The sequence below is a fragment of the Kribbella sp. WER1 genome (assembly GCF_054189145.1).
Window position 1 is genome coordinate 4,260,862 of record NZ_CM135186.1, and the last position, 23,341, is coordinate 4,284,202.

The 23,341-nt window shown below is 70.2% G+C and carries 20 protein-coding genes; 6 read left to right on the top strand and 14 right to left on the bottom strand.

Annotated elements, in window-relative coordinates; all coding sequences use genetic code 11:
• Positions 1-33: 33 nt before the first annotated feature.
• Genes ACXJJ3_RS20455 through ACXJJ3_RS20465 form a run of 3 tightly spaced genes read right to left on the bottom strand, consistent with a single transcriptional unit; the run spans position 34 to position 6,091 of the window.
• Positions 34-4,533 (bottom strand): FtsK/SpoIIIE domain-containing protein, encoded by a 4,500-nt coding sequence (locus tag ACXJJ3_RS20455; protein WP_458171801.1) that lies wholly within the window; start codon positions 4,531-4,533, stop codon positions 34-36.
• Positions 4,524-5,561, bottom strand: coding sequence for a hypothetical protein (locus tag ACXJJ3_RS20460; protein WP_458171802.1), 1,038 nt, complete (start codon positions 5,559-5,561; stop codon positions 4,524-4,526). The genes ACXJJ3_RS20455 and ACXJJ3_RS20460 overlap by 10 nt, the downstream gene beginning before the upstream one ends.
• Positions 5,558-6,091 (bottom strand): sigma-70 family RNA polymerase sigma factor, encoded by a 534-nt coding sequence (locus ACXJJ3_RS20465; RefSeq protein WP_458171803.1) that lies wholly within the window; start codon positions 6,089-6,091, stop codon positions 5,558-5,560. Before ACXJJ3_RS20465 ends, ACXJJ3_RS20460 begins: the two co-directional genes overlap by 4 nt.
• Positions 6,092-6,315: 224 nt before the next feature.
• Here ACXJJ3_RS20465 and ACXJJ3_RS20470 point away from each other — a divergent pair, with 224 nt between their 5' ends.
• Entirely contained in the window at positions 6,316-7,281 is a 966-nt protein-coding gene (locus ACXJJ3_RS20470) for a ricin-type beta-trefoil lectin domain protein (protein WP_458171805.1), read from the top strand.
• Here the strand turns inward: ACXJJ3_RS20470 and ACXJJ3_RS20475 are convergent.
• Positions 7,278-8,180, bottom strand: a complete 903-nt coding sequence (locus ACXJJ3_RS20475) for a 1,4-dihydroxy-2-naphthoyl-CoA synthase (protein WP_458171806.1) — start codon at positions 8,178-8,180, stop codon at positions 7,278-7,280. The two genes, ACXJJ3_RS20470 and ACXJJ3_RS20475, sit on opposite strands and share 4 nt — an antisense overlap.
• Positions 8,181-8,194: 14 nt before the next feature.
• Positions 8,195-9,208, bottom strand: coding sequence for a LacI family DNA-binding transcriptional regulator (locus ACXJJ3_RS20480; RefSeq protein ID WP_458171807.1), 1,014 nt, complete (start codon positions 9,206-9,208; stop codon positions 8,195-8,197).
• 142 nt (positions 9,209-9,350) lie between these two features.
• Here ACXJJ3_RS20480 and ACXJJ3_RS20485 point away from each other — a divergent pair, with 142 nt between their 5' ends.
• Together ACXJJ3_RS20485 and ACXJJ3_RS20490 are read left to right on the top strand one after the other, a co-directional pair.
• Positions 9,351-11,282 carry a Xaa-Pro dipeptidyl-peptidase gene (locus tag ACXJJ3_RS20485; RefSeq protein ID WP_458171808.1) on the top strand — a complete coding sequence of 644 codons (1,932 nt, stop codon included), beginning with the start codon at positions 9,351-9,353 and terminating at the stop codon, positions 11,280-11,282.
• A 168-nt stretch (positions 11,283-11,450) separates the two neighbouring features.
• Positions 11,451-12,311 (top strand): DUF559 domain-containing protein, encoded by an 861-nt coding sequence (locus ACXJJ3_RS20490; RefSeq protein WP_458171809.1) that lies wholly within the window; start codon positions 11,451-11,453, stop codon positions 12,309-12,311.
• A gap of 91 nt (positions 12,312-12,402) precedes the next feature.
• Here ACXJJ3_RS20490 and ACXJJ3_RS20495 read toward each other — a convergent pair whose 3' ends face one another.
• Positions 12,403-13,329 carry a helix-turn-helix domain-containing protein gene (locus ACXJJ3_RS20495; RefSeq protein WP_458171810.1) on the bottom strand — a complete coding sequence of 309 codons (927 nt, stop codon included), beginning with the start codon at positions 13,327-13,329 and terminating at the stop codon, positions 12,403-12,405.
• 92 nt (positions 13,330-13,421) lie between these two features.
• Here ACXJJ3_RS20495 and ACXJJ3_RS20500 point away from each other — a divergent pair, with 92 nt between their 5' ends.
• Both ACXJJ3_RS20500 and ACXJJ3_RS20505 read left to right on the top strand, forming a co-directional pair.
• Positions 13,422-13,751, top strand: coding sequence for a PadR family transcriptional regulator (locus tag ACXJJ3_RS20500; RefSeq protein WP_458171811.1), 330 nt, complete (start codon positions 13,422-13,424; stop codon positions 13,749-13,751).
• On the top strand, positions 13,748-14,926 hold the full coding sequence (locus tag ACXJJ3_RS20505) for an HAAS signaling domain-containing protein (RefSeq protein WP_458171812.1): 1,179 nt from the start codon (positions 13,748-13,750) through the stop codon (positions 14,924-14,926). Before ACXJJ3_RS20500 ends, ACXJJ3_RS20505 begins: the two co-directional genes overlap by 4 nt.
• Here the strand turns inward: ACXJJ3_RS20505 and ACXJJ3_RS20510 are convergent.
• Genes ACXJJ3_RS20510 through ACXJJ3_RS20545 form a run of 8 tightly spaced genes read right to left on the bottom strand, consistent with a single transcriptional unit; the run spans position 14,910 to position 21,538 of the window.
• Positions 14,910-15,638, bottom strand: coding sequence for a GNAT family N-acetyltransferase (locus ACXJJ3_RS20510; RefSeq protein WP_458171814.1), 729 nt, complete (start codon positions 15,636-15,638; stop codon positions 14,910-14,912). The two genes, ACXJJ3_RS20505 and ACXJJ3_RS20510, sit on opposite strands and share 17 nt — an antisense overlap.
• Before the next feature lie 15 nt (positions 15,639-15,653).
• Positions 15,654-16,634 carry an adenylate/guanylate cyclase domain-containing protein gene (locus ACXJJ3_RS20515; RefSeq protein WP_458171815.1) on the bottom strand — a complete coding sequence of 327 codons (981 nt, stop codon included), beginning with the start codon at positions 16,632-16,634 and terminating at the stop codon, positions 15,654-15,656.
• Positions 16,624-17,022: a cyclic nucleotide-binding domain-containing protein gene (locus ACXJJ3_RS20520; RefSeq protein WP_458171816.1), complete on the bottom strand. Its 399-nt coding sequence runs from the start codon at positions 17,020-17,022 to the stop codon at positions 16,624-16,626. The genes ACXJJ3_RS20515 and ACXJJ3_RS20520 overlap by 11 nt, the downstream gene beginning before the upstream one ends.
• 41 nt (positions 17,023-17,063) lie before the next feature.
• Complete coding sequence (locus ACXJJ3_RS20525) at positions 17,064-18,413, bottom strand: FAD-dependent monooxygenase (protein WP_458171817.1); 1,350 nt, start codon at positions 18,411-18,413, stop codon at positions 17,064-17,066.
• Positions 18,410-19,147, bottom strand: coding sequence for a VC0807 family protein (locus tag ACXJJ3_RS20530; RefSeq protein WP_458171818.1), 738 nt, complete (start codon positions 19,145-19,147; stop codon positions 18,410-18,412). The genes ACXJJ3_RS20525 and ACXJJ3_RS20530 overlap by 4 nt, the downstream gene beginning before the upstream one ends.
• Positions 19,144-19,731 (bottom strand): TetR/AcrR family transcriptional regulator, encoded by a 588-nt coding sequence (locus ACXJJ3_RS20535; RefSeq protein WP_458171819.1) that lies wholly within the window; start codon positions 19,729-19,731, stop codon positions 19,144-19,146. Before ACXJJ3_RS20535 ends, ACXJJ3_RS20530 begins: the two co-directional genes overlap by 4 nt.
• Positions 19,732-19,763: 32 nt before the next feature.
• Positions 19,764-20,444: a class I SAM-dependent methyltransferase gene (locus ACXJJ3_RS20540; protein WP_458171820.1), complete on the bottom strand. Its 681-nt coding sequence runs from the start codon at positions 20,442-20,444 to the stop codon at positions 19,764-19,766.
• A gap of 11 nt (positions 20,445-20,455) precedes the next feature.
• Positions 20,456-21,538 carry a 3,4-dihydroxy-2-butanone-4-phosphate synthase gene (locus ACXJJ3_RS20545; protein WP_458171821.1) on the bottom strand — a complete coding sequence of 361 codons (1,083 nt, stop codon included), beginning with the start codon at positions 21,536-21,538 and terminating at the stop codon, positions 20,456-20,458.
• Between the two features lie 269 nt (positions 21,539-21,807).
• Here ACXJJ3_RS20545 and ACXJJ3_RS20550 point away from each other — a divergent pair, with 269 nt between their 5' ends.
• Positions 21,808-23,334 carry a DUF4185 domain-containing protein gene (locus ACXJJ3_RS20550; protein WP_458171822.1) on the top strand — a complete coding sequence of 509 codons (1,527 nt, stop codon included), beginning with the start codon at positions 21,808-21,810 and terminating at the stop codon, positions 23,332-23,334.
• Positions 23,335-23,341 lie beyond the last annotated feature (7 nt).

Here is a 23,341-nt window from a genome sequence, read left to right on the forward strand (position 1 = left end):
TTGTTCTTTTCGTTTCTTATCCTTGTTTCTTGTTTACAGTTGGGGTTTCAGGACCGTGAGGGGGACTTGTACGGGGACGGGCTGGGAGGCGGGGCCGGTGGTCCAGGCTCGGCCTTGGCGGGGGGTGCTGCGGGTGATGTTGGCGGCCAGGCGGACGCCGATGAGTTCGCCGTCGCTGAAGGAGCGGGCCTCTAGCAACAGTCCGCGGCGGGCGCGGCGGGCGGCGCCGGCCCAGCCGCTCATGCCGGACTGGAAGCCGTCGGTGGTGGCGCCGAAGATCAGCGCCAGGCCCTGGTCGCGGCCGGAGACGACGATCTCCTTCAGGACCTTGTCCGCGGCGGCGGTCATGATCAGGTCGGCGTCGTCGATGACGACCACCTTCGGGCCGGCGGGCAGTTGCTCGAGAGCTCCGCGCAGTACGTCGTCCGCCGGGTCGGCGTGGTCCATCAGCAGGACGTGCGGGTGCCGCGCGAGCAACCGGAGCGGTGACTCGCGGGGCGTGATGACGACCAGCGAGGAACCACCGGCCAGCAGCGAGACCGCGAGACAGGACAGCGCGTTGCTCCGCCCGGACCCCGGCGAACCGAGTACGGCGTACGACGAACCGACGCCGGCGAGGTCGACCCCGACGGCACCGACCTCGTCGCCGCCGATACCGATCAGGCCCCACTGCGGGCGGCGTTCCGCGTCGCCGACGTGTTCGTAGGCTTCGGCGAATTCGATCGACGACGGCAGCTCCGCCAGCTGGAACGGCCGCCGCTCGGCCGGTACCTTCGCGTCCCGCTTCGTCGCCTCGGCCGCGATCGCGGTGATCGCGTCCACCTGCTCGGCACCGCCACCGGCGGCGAGTACGGCGACTTGCGTCTCGGTCCCGGTCAGCACGTGCCAGCCGCGTCCTGGCAGCACGATCGACGGGATCTTCACCCGCAGGCCGACGCCCTGGTAGTCGGTCCGATCGGCCTGCCGGAGCAGCAGTTTGTGGTCGTTGTGCGACGCCAGCCGCCCGCCGAGCAGGGAGCGTTCGGAGGTGGCGACCACATGCATCCCCAGGCCGGCTCCCTCCCGCAGCAGCCGCATGACGTCCTGCAGCAGATGGTTGTGGTCGCTGTCGTCCAGGGTCGCCGCCAGCGCGTCCCAGCCGTCGACGAGCACCAGTACGTGCGCCGGCCGCTCCTTCTTGGGCAGTGCCTTGCGGAGTTCGTTCAGCCCGGTCGCGTTGTGCTTGCCGGCCAGTTCCTGCCGTTCGCTCAGTTCCTGGTTCAGCCGGCGGAGCAGCCGGGTCATCCGTTCCATGTCGTGCCGCGACACGACCGCGCCGCAGTGCGGCAGCCGCTCCAACGGCGCGAGCCCGCCACCCGCGGCGTCGATGCCGTAGATGTGGACATCCGCGACGCTCAGGTTCTTCGCCGCCGATCCGGCCATCGTCCGCAGCGTCTGCGTGCGCCCGGACCGCGGTGCCCCGATCACATAAAGATGGCCGAACGTCTCGAAGTCCAGCCCGGCGACCCGCTGCTGCTGCAACGCCGGGATGTCTTCCAGCGCGTACGGCGCGAACATCGGCGTCTCGCTGGTGTCCGGCAGTTCGTCGAGCCGGATCTGCTGCCCGAGCGCGGGCTTCCACGGCTGCGGCTGTACGGCGAAGTCCGGCAACTCGGCCGCCGCCGTACGCAAGGCCTGCACCAGCGCCTGCAGATCGGTCGGCACCGGTGCGCCGGGCCGGCTCTCGTCGAGGTCGTCCGCTTCCCGGTCGACGGCGCGACCGAGGTCCGACCAGGGCAGCTCGGTGACGTGGACCTCCGCAGGATCAGCAGGTCCTACGGGCTCTTCGGCGTCGGTCGGCCGATCGGCCCCGACCCACGCGGTCTGGAACAGATCCGCCAGCCGTGGCCCGCGCCGGATCAGCGCCCGTCCCGGGATCCCCGGGCTGATCGACGCGGCTTCGTTCACGTCGACCACGTCCTGGCTCTCGGCCTGGTCGGTGACGCGCAACGCGATCCGCAGGTTGGTGTTGGCCCGGATGTCGCCGGTCACCACACCAGCCGGCCGCTGCGTCGCCAGGATCAGGTGGATCCCCAGCGAACGGCCGCGCTGGGCGATCCCGATCAGCCCCGGGACGAAGTCCGGGATCTCCCGCACCATCGCGGCGAACTCGTCGATCACCAGCAACAACCGCGGCAGTCGCGCCAGCTCCGGGTTCGCCACCCGCTTCGACTGGTAGTCCGGCAGGTCCTTCGCGTCGGCAGCAGCCAGGATCCGCTCCCGCCGCCGCAGCTCGGCCTCCAGCGACTCCAGCACCCGCTCGACCAGGTGCGCGTCGAGGTCGGTGACCATGCCCAGCGTGTGCGGCAGCCCCGCGCACTCCTTGAAGGCACTGCCGCCCTTGTAGTCGACGAGGACGAAGGTCAGCTCGTCCGGACGATTCGCGACCGCGAGCGACGCGACCATCGTCTGCAGGAGCTCCGACTTGCCGGATCCCGTCGTACCGGCGATCAAGCCGTGCGGGCCGTCGGCCACCAGGTCGACGGTGAACTTCCCGTCGAAGTCGGAGCCGAGGACGAACGACGTACTCGCCGGCCGTCGCTGCCACCGGGTCAGGATGTCCGAGGACTCCGGCGGCTCGAGGTCGAGCTCGTCGAGGAGCTTCACCGTCTTCGGCAGCCCGGCGTCGTGGTCGGGGCTGACGTCGCGGACCGGGGCCAGCGAGCGGGCGATCTGCTCGCACCACTGCGGCGTCACCAGGTCGGCCCGGACGTTCTCCTGGTCCGGGATCCCCGGCCGCCGGACGAGCAGCGTGTCGTCCTCGGCCAGTACGACGCCGCTGCACTCCTGGGGCAGCAGTCGCTCGTCGCGATCGAGGCAGACGGAGTACACCCCGACCGCGGGTCCTTCGGTCAGCACCTGCACGAACCCGGGTACGTCGCGCAGCCGCCGCGCCCCGTCCGCGATCACCAGGATCTCGTTCTCGAGCATCGGCTGCCGCTCGGTCGACGCCTCGGCCCGCCGGTGCCGTCCCTGGACCTGCGAGACCAGCTCGCCGATCCGGGCCACCGTCGTGACCTCGTCGTTCGCGATCAGGACCGTCGCCGGCCCCTTGCCCGGTCGCAACTGCGGCAACCACCGCACCCAGTCCCAGTCGGCGGCGTCGTCGGATTCCGCGAGCACGACGATCCGCAGCGACTGCGGCGAATGCAGGACGGCGGCCTGGATCGTCAGCCACCGCGCGAGTCCGCGCACCGTCGGCGCGGCGCCCGCGATCCCGAGGACGCCGTGATTGCGCAACGGTACGGCGATCGGCGCGTCCGGGATGGTCCACCGGATCGTCCGGTGGTTCTCCTCCCGGCCCTGGTCGTCGAGCTCCTTGAGTGACGCCTGGTCCGCCGTACCGACCCGCAGCAGCAGGTAGTCCGGGTCGTGCCGGCGGCGTTCCCACAGCCGGCTGCCCGGACGGGTCGCGAGCTGGGCGATCCGGACCGGGTCCGGCGCGGTCAGGTTCCGGATCACCCGCTCCCGGGCGACCGCGACCGCGATCTCCTCGTCGAGCGCGGCCTGCCGGGCGAAGTACAGCTTGCGGGCCTTGATGTGGTCGAGCCGGTTGGTCTTCCGGCTGGAGAAGAAGTTCATCCCCATCATCAGCGGGCTGACCAGCGTGAACACGAGGAAGTAGTACGAGTTGAACAGCCCGACCATCACCAGGCCGAGCACCAGTGGCATCAGGACGACGGGCCACGGGAACGGCCGGTTCTGCGGCGGCGGTGGCGGTGGCGGCAGCCGGAGCTTCTCCTCGTCGAGGTGTGGCGCGAGCCGCGGCGGCCGGTTGTAGTCGAGCCCGAACCCGTCGTCGGCGACCCGGATCGCGGCGATCGGCTCGATGTCCCCGCTGCAGCGCAGCAGCATCGGGCCGACGACCAGATCCTCGTCCGGCAGCCAGCTCTGCACCTCTCCGACGGGCACCGTCCCGGGGTCGACGACCCGCTGCTCGGGTTCCGGTCCGGGCATCGGCTCGTCGTCCTGCGGCCGGATCGCGCTGGTCGCCGCGTCGTCCGCGGGCGGCCCGATCCGCCGGTTCGAGACCGCGCCGCCGACGTCCTCGGTCCGGTGCCAGTACGCCTCACCGCGGGCGCCGACCGTGATCCACAGCCCACGCCTGGGTACGTCGTCGCCCTCGAGCCGGATCGCGCACTGGGCGTCGGTGCCGATCTCGTGGCTGCCTGGCCCGATCCGCCACACCCGCCCGGCCTGCGGCCCGGACACGGCGTGCAGTTCCACGACGGCGGTCGCGTGCCCGGCCGGGGCGCTCTGCAGCAGATCGGGTACGTCGACCGGGCCGCCGAGGCCGATCACGCCGCCGTTGCGGACCCCGGACTTCGCGAGCGTGGCCGCCGGGTCGAGACGCCGGCGGCCGAGGAACAGCGTCGTACCGGGTTTGCCGAGGCCGTCCGCGAGACCGCCGACGGACAGGCCGCGGGGGATCTTCACGAGCTGGTCGGCGCGGGATCCGGAGCGCGAGTCGACCGTGGTCAGGTTCAGCTCCACGAGGCCGCCTTTCCGTCCGTCACCGCGGATACGCCGACCGATCCGGCCGGCAGTTCCAGGTCGCTGAGGTCGTCGGCCGGCACCGTCTCCGGGCTGAACGGTACGCCGCTCTCGAACTCGTGCGGTGGCAGCCGGCGGATCGACCGCGCAACGGCCTTTGCCAACGGCAACGGGTCGATCCGCAGCCAGGTCGCGCCGCCGTGCAGCCGCAACGTCTGGTCCGGCAACGCCTCGATCAGCCGGCTGCTGCCGCGGGCGACGCCGAGGGTCAGCATCCGGCGGCCGGCCTGCAGTGGTCCGGCCAACGGTCCGGCGCCGACGATGAACCAGGCCCCGAGCCGCCGCGCGGCCTCCTCCAGCGGCATCCCGTCGTGCCGCGGATGGATGCCCTCGGCAACTTCGATCGCCCCGACCGGGAGCCGGACGTCGAGCTGCGCGGCCATCGCCTGGACGACGGCCCGCGCGGTCCGGTCTACGCCGTACACGGACACTGTCCGCGGGCCGGAGAGCAGGTCGAGCATGATCACGTGACCGCCGCTGCTGTCGGTGCCGACGCAGACCAGCAGCGGAAGCTCGCGGACCGAGCCGGTTTCGGGGACCGCGGCGCGCGGGATCCACCACAGCCACGGGTCCACCGGGTCGGCGCTCCACGGCGCCGGCGGCTCGAGCTCGGACATCCCCGCGAGCAGTACGCCGATCCGGTCCTTGGCCAGCGCGACGGCGTACGGCGCCATGCTCGGGGTGACGGCGGCCGCCGCGACGATCGCCTGTTCGGCGGCCGACCACGCGGTGCGATCCCGCAGGACCGAGGTCAGCAGGCGCAGGCGCCGCTTGTACTGCCGACGGGCCGCGATCGGCTCGGTGAACGCGCGGACCGTCCGCCGGGTCTCCCGGCGGATCCAGCGGAGCAGCCGTTTCCAGCCGCCGAGCTTGCGGACCAGGAGGTTGACCAGGACCACGACCAGCAGAATCACACCGATATAGCCCAGAACCCCCCGAACACCCCCGCCCGCGAACGCAGTGCTCATGCAGCGGCTCCCGCCGGGTCCATCCGGCTGAGTTCGGCCCGTAGTTGCCGGACCGCGTTGTGCGCCCGCGACTTCACCGTCCCGATCGGGACACCGAGCGCCGCCGCCACCTCTTCGCCGGCATGCCCGAGCAGATGCACCCGGGCCACCACCTCACGATGCGCCGGCGACAGCCCACGCAGTACGTCGACCAGCACCCGCCGGTCGAGCACCTGCTCCGCCGGGTCCGGCTGGCTCACGCGCTCCGCCAACTCACCGGCACCGAGGCCGACCGGGACCGCGCGTCCGGAGCGGCGGTGGTGGTCGACCACCAGGTTCCGGGCGACCCGGAACAGCCACATCCGCACCGGCCGGTCCTGCCACTCGATCCGGTCGGCCTGCTGCCAGGCACGCAGCAGCGTTTCCTGGACCACGTCCTCGACGGCATGGCTGTCCCGGCCGAGAATGCTGGTCACGTAGCGGCGAAGGCTTTCCCGCTCCGCCAGACAGAGCTCCATGACGGTGGTCCGGCACGCGCGCTCGTCGTTCATGGATCTCCCTCGGGGCGATGCAGTAGCGGAGAACCTGGCTCGGCTCAAAATAGGTTGAGAACGCTCTCATGGCAACGACAATGGATGAACACTCAGCAACAATTCGATCTCGCGCAGTGATCGGGGTCACCTTTTCGCGCACCGTTTGACGCCGGGCGGGTGCCCGGGTGATCCTCAGCAGCAGAGATGCTCTCGCCGTCCGTCCCCGAGCCCAGGAGCACGTCGTGCGGTCACGCCGATCCCCCGGTTCGTCCCGTTTCTCGGACACCTTCGCCAGCCGCCCGGGCCTGCCCCGGATCAGCCGGCTGCCGGACCGGCGCGCCTGGTCGACGACCGCGGTGGTCGCCGCGCTGATCGGCGGGATCGCGATCGGAGCCACCGCGCTCACCGGCGGCGGCTCCGGGCCGACGTACACGACCGACGTCGCGTACGTCCCGCAGAGCCGACCGACCGTGACACCGACGGTGACGGTCACGCCGAGCCCCGAGCAGGTGGCCGGACCCACGAAGACGACGACGGTCAAGGGCGATCCGCAGCAGGTCGTGAAGACCGTGATCATGCCGGGCGTGACGGTCACCCTGCCGCCGACCACGGTCACCGCGAAGCCACCGCTCGCCGGTACGCCGCCGACCGCGACGGTCACCGCGACCACCACGGCCACCGCGACGACGACCGCAACGGCCACGAAGACCGCCACCACCCGGACCACGGCGACCACGACCGCGACGACGACCGTCACGGCGAAGCCGCCCGCGCGGACCAGCAACTCGGACACCCAGAAGCCGCCGGCCGCAGCCACCGCGCCGATCGCGCTGAAGAGCGACCAGAGCAACCGCTGCATCGACGTACCGAACGCGGCCGACGGCGTCGGTCACGACGGAACGCCCTTGCAGGTCTGGGACTGCGGCGGCAACGCGGCCAACCAGCAGTGGGTCTTCCAGCCCGACGGCACGGTCCGCTCGATGGGCCTGTGCATGGACCTCGCCTGGGCCTCGACCGCCGACGGCACTCAGGTGCAGCTGGTCAACTGCAACGGCGGCTGGGCCCAAAAATTTGCCCTCAGCAACAACCATGAGCTGGTCAACCCGAGCGCCGGCAAGTGTGTGACGGCCGATGCCCCCGGCAACGGCGGCCGGTTGACGCTGCGCGGCTGCAGCGGCAGCGTCAATCAGAAGTGGCACAAACCCTAGAAGGCGTAGGGATACGGCGACCAGTCGGCGGGGCGCTTCTGGAGGAACGAGTCGCGTCCTTCGGCCGCTTCGTCGGTGCCGTACGCGAGCCGGGTCGCCTCGCCGGCGAACAGCTGCTGCCCGACCAGACCGTCGTCGATCTGGTTGAACGCGTACTTCAGCATCCGCTGCGCGGTCGGCGACTTCGCGCAGATCTTCTTGCCCCACTCCAGCGCGGTCGCCTCGAGCTCGGCGTGCGGGACGGCCTTGTTCACCATGCCCATCCGGTACGCGTCCTCGGCGGAGTACTCGTCGCCGAGGAAGAAGATCTCCCGGGCGAACTTCTGCCCGACCTGCCGGGCCAGGTACGCCGATCCGAAGCCGCCGTCGAACGACGCCACGTCCGCGTCGGTCTGCTTGAACCGGGCGTGCTCCGCGGACGCCAGCGTCAGGTCCGCGACCACGTGCAGGCTGTGCCCGCCGCCCGCGGCCCAGCCCGGGACGACGCAGATCACGACCTTCGGCATGAACCGGATCAGCCGTTGTACTTCGAGGATGTGCAGCCGGCCGGCCCGCGCCGGGTCGATGCTGTCCGCGGTCGTGCCCTCGGCGTACTTGTAGCCGTCCTTGCCGCGGATCCGCTGGTCGCCGCCGGAGCAGAACGCCCAGCCGCCGTCCTTCGGCGAGGGACCGTTGCCGGTCAGCAGCACGCAGCCGACGTCCGACGACATCCGCGCGTGGTCCAGCACCCGGTACAGCTCGTCCACGGTCTGCGGGCGGAACGCGTTCCGCACCTCCGGCCGGTTGAACGCGATCCGCACCACACCGGCGTCGACCGCCCGGTGATAGGTGATGTCGGTCAGCTCGAAGCCGTCCACCTGCTTCCAGGCCGACGGGTCGAAGATCTCGGAGACAGTCACCCTGGGAGCATATTTCAGCGCCGCGCGGTGCTCTCCCGCAGTACTACTTCGGCCTTGAAGGTCTCGGTGGTCGGGTCGCCGCCGTCGACCGCCAGCTCCAGCGCCCGACGGCCCATCTGCTCCAGCGGCAGCCGGACCGTCGTCAGCCCCGGCCAGACGTCCCGCAGCGTCGCGATGTCGTCGAACCCGGCGACACCGAGCTCTGCCGGTACGTCGACGCCGCGGTCCCGGAACGCGGACATCGCGCCGACCGCCATCACGTCGTTCACCGCGAACACGCAGTCCACGTCGGTCTTCCGGTCGAGCAGCTGTTCCGCGGCGACGTACCCGCCGTCCCGGGTGAAGTCACCGGCCTCGACCAGTACCGCCTCCAGCCCCGTCTCGGCGAGCCCCGCGACGAACCCGTCGCGCCGGTCGCGCGCGGTCGCAAGCGTCTCCGGACCACCGAGTACGGCGAACTTCCGGTAGCCGAGCCCGACCAGCTCGCGGGCCAGGTCCGCCGACCCCGAACGGTTGTCCGGCTCAACGGTGTGCGCGGGCATCCCGGACTGGCTGACCAGCGCCAGACCCGCGCCGGAGTTGAGGAAACTGTCCACCTCGGCCGCGGTCCGGGCCAGGCTGTCGGCGTCGGTCCGGCGGCTGCCGATCATCACCGCGGCCCGCGCCCGTTGCGCCCGCAACGACGACAGGTAGGCGATCTCCCGGTCGGAGTCGCGGAACGTACTGGCCATCATCACCAGCAGGTTGCGCTCGTCCGCGGCCCGCATCACGCCGTTCGCGATCGCTGCGAAGTACGGGTCCTCGATGTCGTGCACCAGGATGCCGACCACGTTGGTCGACGACTTGGCCAGCGCCTGGGCCTGCGCGTTCGGCGTGTAGCCGAGCTCGTCGGCCGCGGCCTTCACACGTTCCTGCAGTTCCGGACGGGGGACGCGGTCCCCACCGTTCAGCACGCGGGAGGCGGTCGCGACCGACACGCCCGCACGCTGCGCCACGTCCAGCAGTGTCACCGGTGCTCGCAGATTCATGGCCTACCCTTCCTTGCGTCCCCCGGGGCGGTGGCGGTCACCTTATCGAACTCGCCAGTTCTCACCCTGAGTATCGGGCAGGTCGCTGCCAATCTCGGCAGAACCTGGCATTGCGGCGCCCGAGTGACTAGCCTTCCCAGCCATGAGGACCGTCCGCGCCAGGGTGACGATCCTGGTCTCGTCCGCCGCGCTCAGCCTGACGACCCTCGCAGGTCCTGCCGTGGCTGCTCCGCTCCCGGACGGACCCGGTACGCCGGCCCCCGCAGCACCCAGTGTGCCGCAGCACGTCGACGCGCGCACCCAGAGCACGCAGCCGGTCTACGACTACTCCGACGCGATCCGCGAGTCGGTCTACGTCGACACCACGATGGACACCGACTCCGACGGCAAGAACGACGTGATCGCGGTGGACATCGTCCGCCCCAGCGAGCCGGCGCTCACCGGCGTGAAGATCCCGGTGATCATGGACGCCTCGCCGTACTACACCTGCTGCGGCCGCGGGAACGAGAACGAGAAGAAGTCGTACGACGCCGACGGCGTGATCCAGAAGATGCCGTTGTTCTACGACAACTACTTCGTGCCGCGCGGGTACGCGATGATCGGCGTGGACGTGCTCGGCACCGGCCGCTCCACCGGCTGCGGCGATGTCGGCGGCCCGAACGAGATCCAGTCCGTGGTCGACGTGATCGACTGGCTGAACGGCCGCAACACCGCGCACACCGCCGACGGGCGGCTGGTGAAAGCGACCTGGACCACCGGCGCCGTCGGGATGATCGGCAAGTCGTACGACGGCACGCTGGCCAACGGCGTCGCCGCCACCGGGGTAAACGGCCTGAAGACGATCGTGCCGATCTCGGCGATCTCCTCGTGGTACGACTACACCCGCTCCGGCGGCGTACCGTATTCGGACGACTACATGCCCTGGCTGGGCGGGTACGTCGGCCACGACAGCCCGGCGTGCGACGAGGTCCGCGGGAATCTCGGCGACAGCGACGACGACGACACCGGCGACTACACGGCGTTCTGGGCGGCCCGCGACTACACGAAGAACGCCTCGAAGGTGAAGGCGTCGGTCTTCATGACGCACGGGCTCAGCGACTACAACGTGCAGACCAACCACTTCTCGCAGTGGTGGTCGGCGCTGGCCCGCAACAACGTGCCGCGCAAGCTGTGGCTCGGCCTCGAGGACCACGTGGACCCGTTCGAGTTCCGCCGCGACGAGTGGGTGGACGAGCTGCACCAGTGGTTCGACTACTGGCTGCAGGGCCTGCACAACGGCGTGATGAAGCAACCGATGGTCTCGGTCGAGACGACGCCGGACGTGTGGCGCGACTACAAGACCTGGCCGGCCGTGAACCGGCCGATGTCGGTACCGGTCGCGGCCGGCAAACTAGGGGCCGCAGGCAAGGGAACGGTCACCGTCACGGACGACCCGGACCTGACCGAGGACGACATCGTCGCGGATCCGTCGGAGGTGATCGCGGGCCGGCAGATGTTCCTGTCCGCCCCGCTGGCCACCCCGCTGCGGGTCAGCGGTACGCCGTCGGTCACGCTGCGGATGAAGTCCGACTCGGCGACCACGCCGGTGACCGCCCGGCTGATCGACTACGGCAACGCCCTGCGGTACTCCGGCATCCGCCGTACCGACCAGAGCACGTGTGAGGGCGAGAGCACGGACTACGACGACAGCTGCTACTACACGGTGCAGAAGCTCACCACCCAGAGCGATCACGGCATCGTCAGCCGCGGCTGGATCGACGCCGCGCACAGCAAGTCGCTGTCGAAGCCGACGCCGCTCAAGCCGGGCGCCTGGACCACCGTCAACGTCCCCCTCCGCGCCCAGGACGAGATCATCCCGAAGGGCCACGTGGTGGGCCTCGCGATCACCCTGTCCGACACCGAGTGGACGACGCCGAACGACACCGGCGCCACCATCGACATCGACCTGTCCGGGACCAAGCTGAACATCCCGGTCACCGGCGGCAAGATCACCGCACCGGCGAAGGTACAGCCGATCAACGTCGAGATCACCACCCCCACCCAACGCCCAAACCTGCACGACCCGAAGAACTGACCCAGTCGTGGCAAACGGCTCGCCCGCCGTTCGCCGAGTCGTGGATTTCGGCAGATTTTCCGCGCCTTTGCTCACGACTCGGCGGAGGGGGTCTGAGCCGGTTGCCACGACTGGGTGGGGTTGTGGATAAGTCGGGGGGCGGGGTGGGAGGGGGCGGAGAATGGTGGGGTGTTTAGGGCGGCGGAGGCGCGGGCGGCGGGGATCTCGCGGGGACTGCTGCGCGGGCTGCGGTATCGGCGGGTGCTCGGGTCGGTGTACGTCGACGGGTCGACCGCCGTCACGACCCGTGTGCGGGCGGAGGCGGGGCTGCTGTTGACGCCTGGAGCGGTCGTCAGTCATCACACCGCGCTGAGCTTGTGGACAGCTGACGTACACACGGGCAACGACGTACACCTGTCCGTGCGACGCGATCCCCGGGCGACGCTGCCACGGGTGAGTGGGCTGCGCGTGCACGAAGTACAGCAGCTCGAGCAGGTACTGCGGGACGGGCTGCCGTTGACTCCGCCGGTGCGCACGTTCCTCGATCTGGCGCCGTACTGCGATCTCGCCGGACTCGTCGCCGCGGGGGATTCACTGGTACGACGTACCACGATCGAGCCGGCGCATCTACTCGAAGCGGCGGCCGGGGCGATCGGCGTACGCGGGATCCGACTGGCCCGCGAGGCGGCCACGCTGGTCCGGACGGGCGTCGACTCCCCGATGGAATCCCGCCTCCGCTTGATCATCATCAGCGGCGGACTGCCCGAACCCCAGATCGGGTACGTGGTCCGCGACTCCGCGGGCGGCTGGCTCGCCGCGCCGGACCTGGCCTATCCGCACGTCCGGCTCGCGATCGAGTACGACGGGAAGCACCACCTCGCGGATCCGCGGCAGTGGCGGCTCGACATCCGCCGCCGCGAGAACCTCGAACGCGAAGGCTGGCGGGTCCGCGTCTTCACCGCCCCCGACGTGAACGACCGCCCCGGCACCGTCGTCGCCCGCATCGACGAAGACCTCCGCTCCCGCCACCACCCCTACCTCGCCGCGTAGCCCCGCCGACTCGTGGCAAACGGCTCGCCCCACCTTCGCCGAGTCGTGAGTTTCGGCTGGATTTTCGAGCCTTTTCCCACGACTCGGCGGATTAGTTGCTTTCGGCTACGAACTGCATTGGGTCGCCGAAGGACAGGTCGGTGATGCCGGCGGTGTGGAAGGCGCCGATCAGGAGGGAGCGGCGGTGGGCGGCGAAGGTCAGGACGTGGGCGACCATGCCGCCGTAGGTGAAGACTCGTGGTGGTTCGCAGGTGGTGTCGACGAAGGACTCGTCGAAGCGGCCGTCCTCGTTGAGCTGCGCGACCAGGGCGGTGAAGCGGGCGCCGGCCTCGGCGTGCCGGGTGCGGAGCTCGGGGATCGGCGTGCCCACCTGGCGGCCGCATTCGGGCACCTGGAACGGGCGGTCCTCGACCGAGGCCAGCCACATCTCCTCCTGCCAGACCAGGCGGTCCAGCAGGTAGCGGATCGAGATGTCGTCGTCGATGCCCTCGACGGACAGCTCGATCGGCCGGTCCAGGGCGGCGGCGTCCAGGCGCGCGCCGCGTTCGATCATCTCGCCGGTCAGCCACACGTGGTGCTCGACCATCCGGACCAGTACGTCCATCCCTCTCACCTTTCGACGGGCCGGCAGCCGGAGTCCGGCCGGCGGCTGGAAATGCACTCCGCTCGGCGCCGCCAGGAAGAACACCCGCGACGCCTCCCGCCGCCACTCCCGCGGCGGCATCCCGTACGCCCGGGCGAACGCGCGCGTGAACGCCTCGTTCGACCCGTACCCGGCCTCGACAGCCACATCCAGTACGGCGACCGGTTCGGCCAGCAACCGGTACGCCGCCCGTTCCAGCAACACGCGCCGCCGGAACGCGAACGGGGACTCCCCCGCCACCGCGCCGATCACCCGGTCGAAGTGGAACCGCGACAGATGCACCCGCTCGGCGAGACCGGCACCGTCCACCGGGTCACACGGACCGCTCAGACCGGCCGCGACCACCGCCACGAACTCCTCGAACACATCCGCCATGTCCACCACTGTGCCCCCACCCGGCCTCCTCCGACTTGATCGAAATTGCGCTGGTTGGCGGAGTACTCCGTTATGTGTAGTAGCGTGACCGGGTGGACAGCAGCCAGTTGCTCAAGGGCGTTCTCGATCTCGCCGTCCTGGCGGTCCTCCGGGACGCCGACGGCTACGGGTACGACGTACTCCGCCGGCTGCGCGCCGCGGGTCTGGAAGACGTCGCGGACGCCTCCGTGTACGGCACCCTCCGGCGGCTGTTTCAGGCGGGCGCGCTGACGTCGTACGTGCAGCCGAGCGAGGAAGGCCCGCACCGGAAGTACTACGGGCTGAACAAGACCGGCCGGGAGCTGCTGGCGCGTTCCACCGAGACCTGGAACCACTTCGCCGGCGCGATGTCGGTGCTGCTGGTCGACAAGGAGGCCGCGTGAACACCGGGGCGGCGGCGATCTACCTGGCGCAGGTGCGGTCCGAGCTCAGCGACCTGCCGCCGGCCGAGCTGGAGGACGTACTGCAGGACGTCGGCGGTCACCTCAGCGAGGTCGCCGGCGAGTTCGGCGCCGAGCCGACGATCGGCCAGCTGCAGGACCGCCTCGGCACCCCGCGTCAGTACGCCGACGAGCTGCGGACCGCGGCCGGGTACCCGCCACGGACCGGACCGGCCGGGCAGAGCCACAAGGAGCGCCTGGACGCCGGCTGGAACGCCTTGCGCTGGGGCGTGATCGCCGCCACCGTCGGCCCGTTCTTCATCGCGGTCGCGATCTTCGCGTGGTCGCGGCGGGAGACCTCGTTCTTCGGGATGCTCGGGTTCGGGATCCTGTTCGCGGCGGCGTTCCTCGGCGTACTGGCGCTGCGCGGGAACGACCCGCGGGTGGTGCTGGACACCCCGCAGGGCACCCGCGGGGCGACCGCGATCCGGACCTGGATCGACCAGATCCCGCCGAACATCCGGCACGAGCTGCTGACCATCGGGCAGCCGATCTGGTGGGTCGCCCGCGGCATGATCGGCGCCGGCGGGTTCTTCGCGTTGTTCGGCGCACCGGCCGTCACCGTGGTCGGGGCGCTCGCGGGCGCGGCGGTGTCGATCTGGATCGGCCGCCGGACCCAGCAGGACGGCCGCTGGCTCTGGTACGTCGTACCGCTGAACGTGGTCGCGGCGGTCGCCGTACCGGCGTTCCTGGCGGCGGCGTACATGGGTGCGTCGTTCGGGTTCCTCGACAACTACCAGGCCAGGCACGGCAGCTCGGGGTACAACCCGCCGGACAACGGGCTGCGGCTGAACGGTACGCCGGTGACGAACATCTACCCGTTCGATGCCCAGGGCAAGCAGGTCGACGTCCGGCTGTACGACCAGGACGGCAACCCGATCGACCTGGACCGCCAGGACTGCGCGGAGAGCTACCAGCCGGGGCAACGCGGCAGCACGAGCAACCAGTTCCCGCAGGCGGTGATCGTGCCGGACGAGAACGGCGTGGTCACGAACGTCCGGAACTGCAAGGACACCACGAAGGCGCCGTTCGCCCCACCGCCCGCGCCGGCCACCACTCCGACTCCCAAGCCGACGCCGACACCCAAGCCGACCCCGACGGTCAAACCGACGCGCTAGGACCTGCCGCCGCGACCTTGCGGTAGCTGTACCCGAGCCGCTCGTACACGGCGATCGCGGCCGCGTTGTCGCCGTCCACCATCAACGCGACCCGCCCGTGCCGCTTCACCAGCTCCGCCGTCACGAACCCGCACACCTGGCGGGACAATCCCTTGCCTCGGGCAACAGGATGCGTCGCGACCCCGGCCAGGAACCCGACCCCGGGCGCACTCCACGCGTCCGCCGCGACACTCAGCAGCTCGCCGTCGTCACCGGTCACCGCGGCCCATCGCCGGACACCGGAACGCCCGGGCCACGCGTACGACGACGGCGACGCGGCCTCGAGCAACGGCTCCACGCCGGCGTCCCCGTCCAGCCAGGCCGCGGTCGTCGTCACCTCCGTCGCCTGGTCGGTGTCCATCCAGCCGAACGCGGCCGCGAACTCCAGCCCCGGCAGGTGTTCGGCCAGCTCGCGGATCAGCTCCTCGTCACCGAACGGCCGGAACGACGGCCCCACTTCGGTGAGTACGGCGGCCGCGAGCCGGACCGATTCCGACACCGGTCCGACGACCGCGAGCCGGTCGTGCTTCGACACGTCCGGTGACGCGACGACCACCGCTGATCCCGCGCTCCAGGCGCGCGCTCCGGTGGTGAATCCCTGGGCAGCCCATCCGACGATCGAGTCGTCCCCACTCGCCAGCTTCAGCTCGGCCGGCGTCTTGATCTCCCGCACGGGTGACACCGTATGTCATGCGGGTGACCCGTTCGCACGCTGGATGGCGTACGGGACGAGATGCCGGTAGCCGCGGACGGCGACCCGGCGCAGCCGGTGGATCGTGTACGCCGGATGACCGTCGAGCGCGGCGGCGAGTTCGCGGTCGGCGAGCACCCGGCCGGGCTTGCATTCCGTGGTCAGCCGGGCGGCCAGGTTGACGACCTCGCCGTACACGTCGCCGAGCCGGATCAGGATGGTGCCGTACGCGAGTCCGATCCGTAGTTCGGGCAGGTCCGGGTCTGCGGTCACCGCGTCCTGCAACGCGAGCGCGACCGCGGCACCCTGCGCGGCGCTGTCGGTGACGAACAGGACCTCGTCGCCGATCGACTTGATCACGCGGCCGCCGTTCAGCGCGACCACGTCCGCGGCGGTGCCCTCGAAGCGTTCGATCAGCTGGCCGAGCTCGACCTCGGTCAGCCGCCGGGTCAGCCGCGTGTAGCTGACGATGTCCGCGAACCCGACCGCGCGGACGCCGCGTGCCAGTTCGTCCGACCCGGCGACCGCACGTCCGGCGGCCGCGGCCAGGTGCCGGCGCCAGACGTAGGTCTGCAGCCGTTCCATCGCCGGCAGCAAGAGCCCGGCGACCTCGATCGACTCGTCCGCCGTCAGCTTCGATCCGCCGAGGAACTCCAGGAACATCGCGGACTGCCAGGACGCCAGCCGGGACTGGGTCTGGCCGAGCTTGCGGGCCAGCGACGACTCCATCTCGGGCTCGATGAACCCGTCGTCCTCCAGCGCCGCGACCAGCCGCAGCGCCTCGACGTCGTCGTCGGTGAACGCCACCTCGTCGTCCGGGACCGTCGCGAACCCGAGCGCATGCCACATCCGCTCGGCGCGCTCGGTGGAGATCCCGGCCCGCTCGGACACCTGCACGCGGGTGAACTTCCGCTCGCCGCCGAGCAGGGTGCGCTCGAACTCGCGCTGGACCCCGGCGAGGTCAGGTTCAGGAGCCACCGCGGCGCTCGGCAATGGTGGCGTCGATGGCGTCCCGGAACGCGGGCAGCCGCCTGGTCAGGTCGTCGAACTTCTCCCGGGTGAAGTGCAGCAGCTGCAGCCGCGACTTCGCCGTGACCGTTGCCGTCCGCAACGTGTTCTTCCGGACCGCGACCTCGCCGGCGATGTCGCCCGGGCCGAGCTCGGCGATCTCCGTGCCCTTCTCCCGGACCGCGGCGGTGCCGCTCAGGATCAGATACGCCGCGTCCGGTGGCGTCTGCTCCAGGATCAGCGACCAGCCGGCCGGCACCGAGACCTCCTCGCCGGCCCGGAAGATGTCCCGGATGTCGCGTCCGGACAGATCCGCGAACAGCGGCAGGTCCCGCGGGGACGTCCTACCCAGTGCCACGTCGATCCTCCTCGTCGCGCTGATGTTTCCAGTCGGTAACTCTAACGGCTGGACGCGGCCGGGGTCATCGGGTGGCCGAAATTCGGCGGTGGCGTCGCGGCCGGGTCGTCGGTTGCCCACTGCACGTACCCGTCCGGGCGGACCAGGATCCGCTCGGCCGGAAGGCCCGCGTCGTCGAGGAGTACATGCCGTCCGGGGCGGAGGCGGTCGGCGACCGTCGTACCGTCCGGGAGTCGCAGGTCGGGGAGGCGTTTGCCGATCAACGGGTGCTCGCCCGGTGCGTAGGCGAGGTCGATGCCGGAGATGAGGCCGGCCAGCCGGCGGTTCGCCTCCGGTACGTCGAGCAGGTCGACGAATGTCGCGCGCAGACAGGCGATGTCGTCGTCCGGCACCATCAACACGCCTTGCGCCCGGGTGTTCGAGAGTACGGCGGCGCCGGCCGGGTGGCGCTCGTCGTGGTAGCTGTCGAGGAGCTGCTCGTCCGCGTCCCGTCGGACGACCGCGCCGAGCTTCCAGCCGAGGTTGAAGGCGTCCTGCAGGCCGAGGTTCATGCCCTGGCCGCCGGTCGGGGCGTGGACGTGTGCGGCGTCGCCGGCGAGGAAGACGCGGCCGGCCCGGTACCGGTCGGCCTGGCGGGTCGCGTCGGTGAAGCGGGAGGCGTAGCGGAGTTCGTGGAGGACGACGTGGTCGCCGTACCAGGCGCGGAGGGCGTTGGAGACCTCGCCGGGGGTGACGGAGTGGTTCTTCGGGAGGTGTTGTTGTTCGGGGCCGGTGAACAGCGCTCGGTGGACGCCGTCGTCCAGCGGGACCAGCGTCATGACGGCACCGTCGCGCGGGACGAGGGTCGGGAGTTGCCAGTCGGCTTCGATGCCGGAGAGGACCACGTCGGCGACGACCGCGGTGAACCGCCCGTCGCGGCCGGGGAAGCCGAGGCCGGTCATGGTTCGTACGGCGCTGTGGGCTCCGTCGCAGCCGACGACCCAGTCCGCGCGGATCGCCGTACCGTCGGCGAACCTGGCGTCGACGCCGGAGTCGTCCTGGTGGAGACCGGTCAGCTCGAGACCACGGCGTACGTCGAGATCGGTCTCCAGGAGTTGCTCGACGCGGAGCTGAGGAATGCCTAGCTGGTAAGGGAATCGGGTGTCGAGGGCGGTGTAGTCGAGGGGGACGCCGGCGAAGTGGCCGGCTGGGAGCTGTGGGGCGGCGTGCAGGTCGTCGAGGAGGCCACGGGAGTGCAGGATCTCCGCCGAGCGCGGCTGGAGGGTCAGAGCCTTCGACTGGCCGGAACGTTTCGTCGCCTTGTCGACAATTTGTACGTCGGCTCCGGCGAGGGTCAGCTCGGACGCGAGCAGCAGGCCGGTCGGGCCGGCACCTACGACGAGGACGTTCATGCGAGCAGGTCGTTCTTGCGGGAGTAGACCATCATGAAGCCGTAGAGCAGCACGAACAGCACGATCCACTGCACGGTCGTCACTCCCGGGACGGCGTCGAGCGGGAGCGCATACGCGATCACCACACGAACAACTGCGTCGGCAACCAGACCGACACCCCACACGGTCGTGATCAGCCGGATCCCGTGCCGGAACCGCGGCTCACTCTCCCACCGGCTCGCCCACACCTCGCCGCCACCCTCACCCCGCTTGGCCTCCGCAATCCCGCGCCCGACCGCCAGCAACAATGGCTTGCCCAGGGCAACAGTCCCGAGCATCCACAACCCACACAAGGCCGTGATCACACCATCCTTGGCAAGCAACATCCGCGGACTGTCCATCACCAACGAAGCAACAGTCCCCACCCCCAACGCCACAATCACAAACACCGCCATCCAGTCGACCTTCCGCCCGCGGACAACCGAGTACACCGTCCGCAGCACCGGAATCACCGACCCGGCAAGCGTCGCCCCCACCACCCCGACCCCCGCGCGCCGAAGCCCGTAGAAGATCACCAACGGCACCACCAGATCCACCAGCACCGGCGCCACCACAGCCCCCCACCGCGCCTTCGGCTTCACCTCCATGCCGGGCCGGCCGGTCGCGCTGGGGCTGCCGACCGCCCCCGACCCGCCTACGCTCCCCGCCTCCGCTGGGCGCGCAGCGCCGGCCGCCTCTCCCTCGGAGCGATTCACCGGTCGCTCCGCGTGGCTTGGTGGAACAGTTCGGTCAGTTCGCCGGCGTAGTGGGTGGGGTCGGCGCCGGCGATCAGCCGGTCGGCGGAGGCGTCGATGGCGGCTCGTACGGTGTGCGCCATCAGCGTCGCGTCGAACGTACGGAAGGCACCGGCGCGCTGCCCGTCCTCGAAGAGGACCGCCAGCCGAGCCACCGCCGAATCGGCCTCCTCCGTGGGAACAGCCGCGTAGACGATCTGCTGCACAGCCCGCACGTGCTCTGGGTGGTCCGCGATGAACTGGATGTTGGAGCGGATGTACGCCGCCAGCTTCCCAGCGGGATCAGCGGCCGCCTCGATCGCGGGCCGCATCCGCTCCGCCGCGTCGGTGGTGACGCGGCGGAGGACCTCCGCGAGCAGTTCGTCCTTGGTCGAGAAGTGGTACGAGATCAGCCGCTTGCTGCTCAGCCCGGCCTGCTCACAGATCGCGTCGTACGACGTCGCGGCGTACCCACGCAGCGCGAGCACCGCGATCGTCGCCGCGACGATCTGATCCCGCCGCGCCGCCGTACTACGGCTCCGATCGGTGTCCTGTTTTATCCGCATGAGTAAAAGTTACCCATACGGATAAAACTTCGTCAAGCCCGCGCCGATACCAGCAGGATCGGCGGGCGCCGGCGATGCAGCGCGAGATGTGGGTGAGCGGCGACCTCGTCCACCGTCGGGAGCGGCTCGTCGAGCAGCTCCGGCCGGAAGCCGTGCCGCCGCAGGACGCCGACCACCGTCCCGATGGTCCGGTGGTACTTCACCACTCCCTCGACGAACCAGGTCCGCTCTCGCCGCCCCTCGTCGGCGTAGTCGTCCACCACACAATCAGCCGCCACCATCGGCGCCGTCACCATCGGGTGCTCGATCGTGAACACGAACGTCCCGGCGTCCCTCAACCACCTGAAGACCCGGCCGGCCAAGACCTCGAAGTCCGCGACGTAGTGCAGCGCCATACTGCTCACCACCAGGTCGGCGAACCCACGCGGCTGGTTGAACTGCGCGAGGTCGGCCCGCACAAACTGGACCCGAGGATGCGGTACGGCCGCCGCCAGCATCTGTGCCGAGGCGTCCACCGCCATCACCTCGGCTGCGCCCGCCTCCGCCAGCCGCACCGCCAAATCCCCTTCGCCACACCCGAGATCCACGACGCGCAACCCCTCGACCGGCGGCAGCGCAGCTGCCATCGCCGGAATCTCCAACGCGTCGTTGATCCCCAGCCCAGCCCGGCGCAGCTCGCGATACCCGCGCAGGAACTCGGGATCGTCGTACAACTCGGCGCCCTTCACAGCCAGCGGGCCAGATCGTGGATGTTGATCATCGGCAGTTCCCACCGCAGCGCGAACTGCTCCAGATCGGCCGGCCCCGCCATCACCCCGTCGGTACGCATCACCTCGCAACAAACACCGACCGGCGCCAGGCCCGCCGCCTTGCACAAGGCAACGGTCGCTTCCGTGTGTCCGCCTCGCTCAGCCGGCAGACCGGGCCGCGCCGCCAACGGGAACACGTGCATCGCCGTGCCCTGCCGATCCCCGTCGCCCGGAATCGGCCCGATCTTCAACCGCTGCAGCACTTCCGGCGCACAGGGAACCGTCGTGTGCCCGCACGCCTGCGTGAGCAGGAACCGCATCGCCTCGGGCCGGAACCGCTCACCCGCGAAGACCACATCCCCTTCAGCCTCAGCTGTCGGGTCCCACACGACCACCCCACCACCAGCAGCGATCTGCGCGACCACCTTCTGGACGCCGGCCTCGCCGCTGAGCTGTCCCGCCCACGGCAGTTGCGCAACGGCCCGCATCAACTCGGGCCCGTGCCCGTCGCGGGCCATCCGGACCAGCAGGTCGCTCTCGAGGTTCACCCGGTCGCCCGCGGCCAGCGCGCCGAGGGTGGTCTTGGTCAGCATGTTCGGTACGAGTACGACCGAGAACCGGTCCTTCAGCACCTCCGCGACCGTGATACTCACGCCGTCGACCGCGATCGACGTCTTCGCCACCAACTGGCTCAGTAACCGCTCCGGTGGCTTGAGCCACACCCGATGTCCAGCCGGCTCCCTATCGACCCGCAGCACCCTGCCGACGCCCTCGACGTGTCCCTGGATCAAGTGCCCGTCGATGCGGTCGCCGATTGCCACGGGCCGTTCGACGTTCATTCGCAGACCGGCAGCAACCCGATCCAGCGTCGTACGTCGCCGGGTCTCGTCCGTCACGACCACCCGGAGCTCACCCAGCGGCGCCGGCGCCGCGGTGAACCGGATCCCGTCGAGGCAGACCGCGCCTCCGGGCGCGACCGCTACGTCGGACGCGACCCGCAAAACTTCGCCGGCCACCCCGGCGACCGTCCCCACGTTCTCGATACGTCCTGTGAACATGCTTCGCTCTCCATCATTCAACGATGGCCAGGGACCTCAGAGGGTCCGAGCTGAGAGCGGGGTATCACCGCATGGCCCCGGTCACATCCGGGTCACTCCACCTCCCGGCGGAGCCGACGGGCCCGGACAACAGTGTCCAACCGTCACTCCGTGGAATCGCACCATCGGGCAGTAAACCACACGCCACCCGTTGACCCGGCCGAAACCCCCCGGCTACGGTGACCGGAAATCGATTTCTCTGCCAGCTCCACCCGCCCGAGGAGAACCTGATGCGGAAGCGATGGTTGTTGGTCGTCCCTGCCCTGATCGCGGCGTCCGTGGTGCCCGCCGACCCCTCGGCGCCCGCCCAAGCCTCCGCCGTCCCGACCCCCGTCGACCGGGTCGCCAAGCTCACCGGCCCGCAGTCGATCAACGACACCGAGGCCCGGTTCGCCCTGAAGGCGACTGACCTCGGCATCCTCTGGGACAACGGCTCCGGCGAGATCCTGTCCGCGTTCGGCGACAGCTACGGCAGCGGCTGGACCGGGCCGGGCGGCGGCGCCGGCGACCAGGCCACGATCGACTGGCGGTGCAACCTGCTGCTCCGCAGTACCGACCGCAACCTCGCCGACGGGATGTCGTTCGACTCGGCCGCCGAGGACCGGCCCGGGCACGCCAAGGAGTTCCTGCCCTGCAAGAAGATCGACCGCGACGAGCACACGGTGATCCCGACCGCGGGCATCTCGGTCGGCCACCGCCAGTACGTGCAGTACATGTCGGTCAACTACTGGGGCCCGGCCGGCAGCTGGTTCACGAACTACTCCGGCTTCGCGTACTCCGACGACAACGGCGAGACCTGGACCAAGTCCCCGACCGCCCAGTGGAAGAACACCAAGGCCTGGGACGACAACTTCCAGATGACGGCGCTGACCAAGAGCAACGGCTACGTCTACATGGTCGGTACGCCGAACGGCCGCTTCGGCAGCGCGCACCTCGCCCGCGTCCCCGAGCAGCAGGTCCTGCAGAAGAACGCCTGGCGGTACTGGGACGGCCGGACCTGGTCGCCGCGGGAGGCAGCCGCCGTACCGGTCGCGGCCGGTCCGATCGGCGAGGTCTCGGTGCAGTGGAACGCGTACACCGGCAAGTGGCTGATGATGTACCTCGACGAACACCGGGCCGCGATCGTACTCCGCTCGGCCACCGACCTGACCGGCCCGTGGAGCGGCGAGCAGATCGTTGCCAAGAGCACCGACTACCCCGGGCTCTACGGATCCTTCATGCACCCGTGGTCGCAAGGCCCCGACCTCTACTTCACGATGGCGCAGTGGGACCCGTACAACGTGTTCCTGATGCACACCAAGCTCACCGACGACGCCAAGCCGACCAACCTGGTCAGCGATCCCGGCTTCGAGGCACAGACGAGCGGTACGCCGTCCGCGCCCTGGCAGCTGAGCGGTACCGGCGGCATCGACCGCAGCAACCTGGCCCACAGCGGCACCAACAACGCGTACGTCCGGGACTCGATCGGCACCCACCAGCTCCAGCAGACAGTTGCCGTCCGCCCCAATCACCGGTACCGGCTGTCCGCCTGGGTCCGCACCGCCGAGAACAACTCCGAGACGATGCTCGGCGTCCGCACCCTGCGCGGCCGGACGATCGCCCAGCAGACCGGCGGCGCGCATCCGCAGTACACGCAGGTCAGCGTCGAGTTCGACTCCGGACAGGAGTCGTTGATCCAGCTGTACGCCGGCTTCTTCGGGCACAGCCAGGACGTCTGGCTGCAGCTCGACGACGTCGTACTGGAGGAGATCCGCTGAACCATTG

Bases quoted from the DNA above. Each gene is read 5' to 3' on its own strand.
- ACXJJ3_RS20460 (WP_458171802.1), bottom strand. From the start codon at position 5,561: ATGAGCACTGCGTTCGCGGGCGGGGGTGTTCGGGGGGTTCTGGGCTAT.
- ACXJJ3_RS20550 (WP_458171822.1), top strand. From the start codon at position 21,808: ATGCGGAAGCGATGGTTGTTGGTCGTCCCTGCCCTGATCGCGGCGTCC.
- ACXJJ3_RS20485 (WP_458171808.1), top strand. From the start codon at position 9,351: ATGAGGACCGTCCGCGCCAGGGTGACGATCCTGGTCTCGTCCGCCGCG.
- ACXJJ3_RS20465 (WP_458171803.1), bottom strand. From the start codon at position 6,091: ATGAACGACGAGCGCGCGTGCCGGACCACCGTCATGGAGCTCTGTCTG.
- ACXJJ3_RS20535 (WP_458171819.1), bottom strand. From the start codon at position 19,731: ATGCGGATAAAACAGGACACCGATCGGAGCCGTAGTACGGCGGCGCGG.
- ACXJJ3_RS20525 (WP_458171817.1), bottom strand. From the start codon at position 18,413: ATGAACGTCCTCGTCGTAGGTGCCGGCCCGACCGGCCTGCTGCTCGCG.
- ACXJJ3_RS20545 (WP_458171821.1), bottom strand. From the start codon at position 21,538: ATGTTCACAGGACGTATCGAGAACGTGGGGACGGTCGCCGGGGTGGCC.
- ACXJJ3_RS20480 (WP_458171807.1), bottom strand. From the start codon at position 9,208: ATGAATCTGCGAGCACCGGTGACACTGCTGGACGTGGCGCAGCGTGCG.
- ACXJJ3_RS20495 (WP_458171810.1), bottom strand. From the start codon at position 13,329: ATGGCGGATGTGTTCGAGGAGTTCGTGGCGGTGGTCGCGGCCGGTCTG.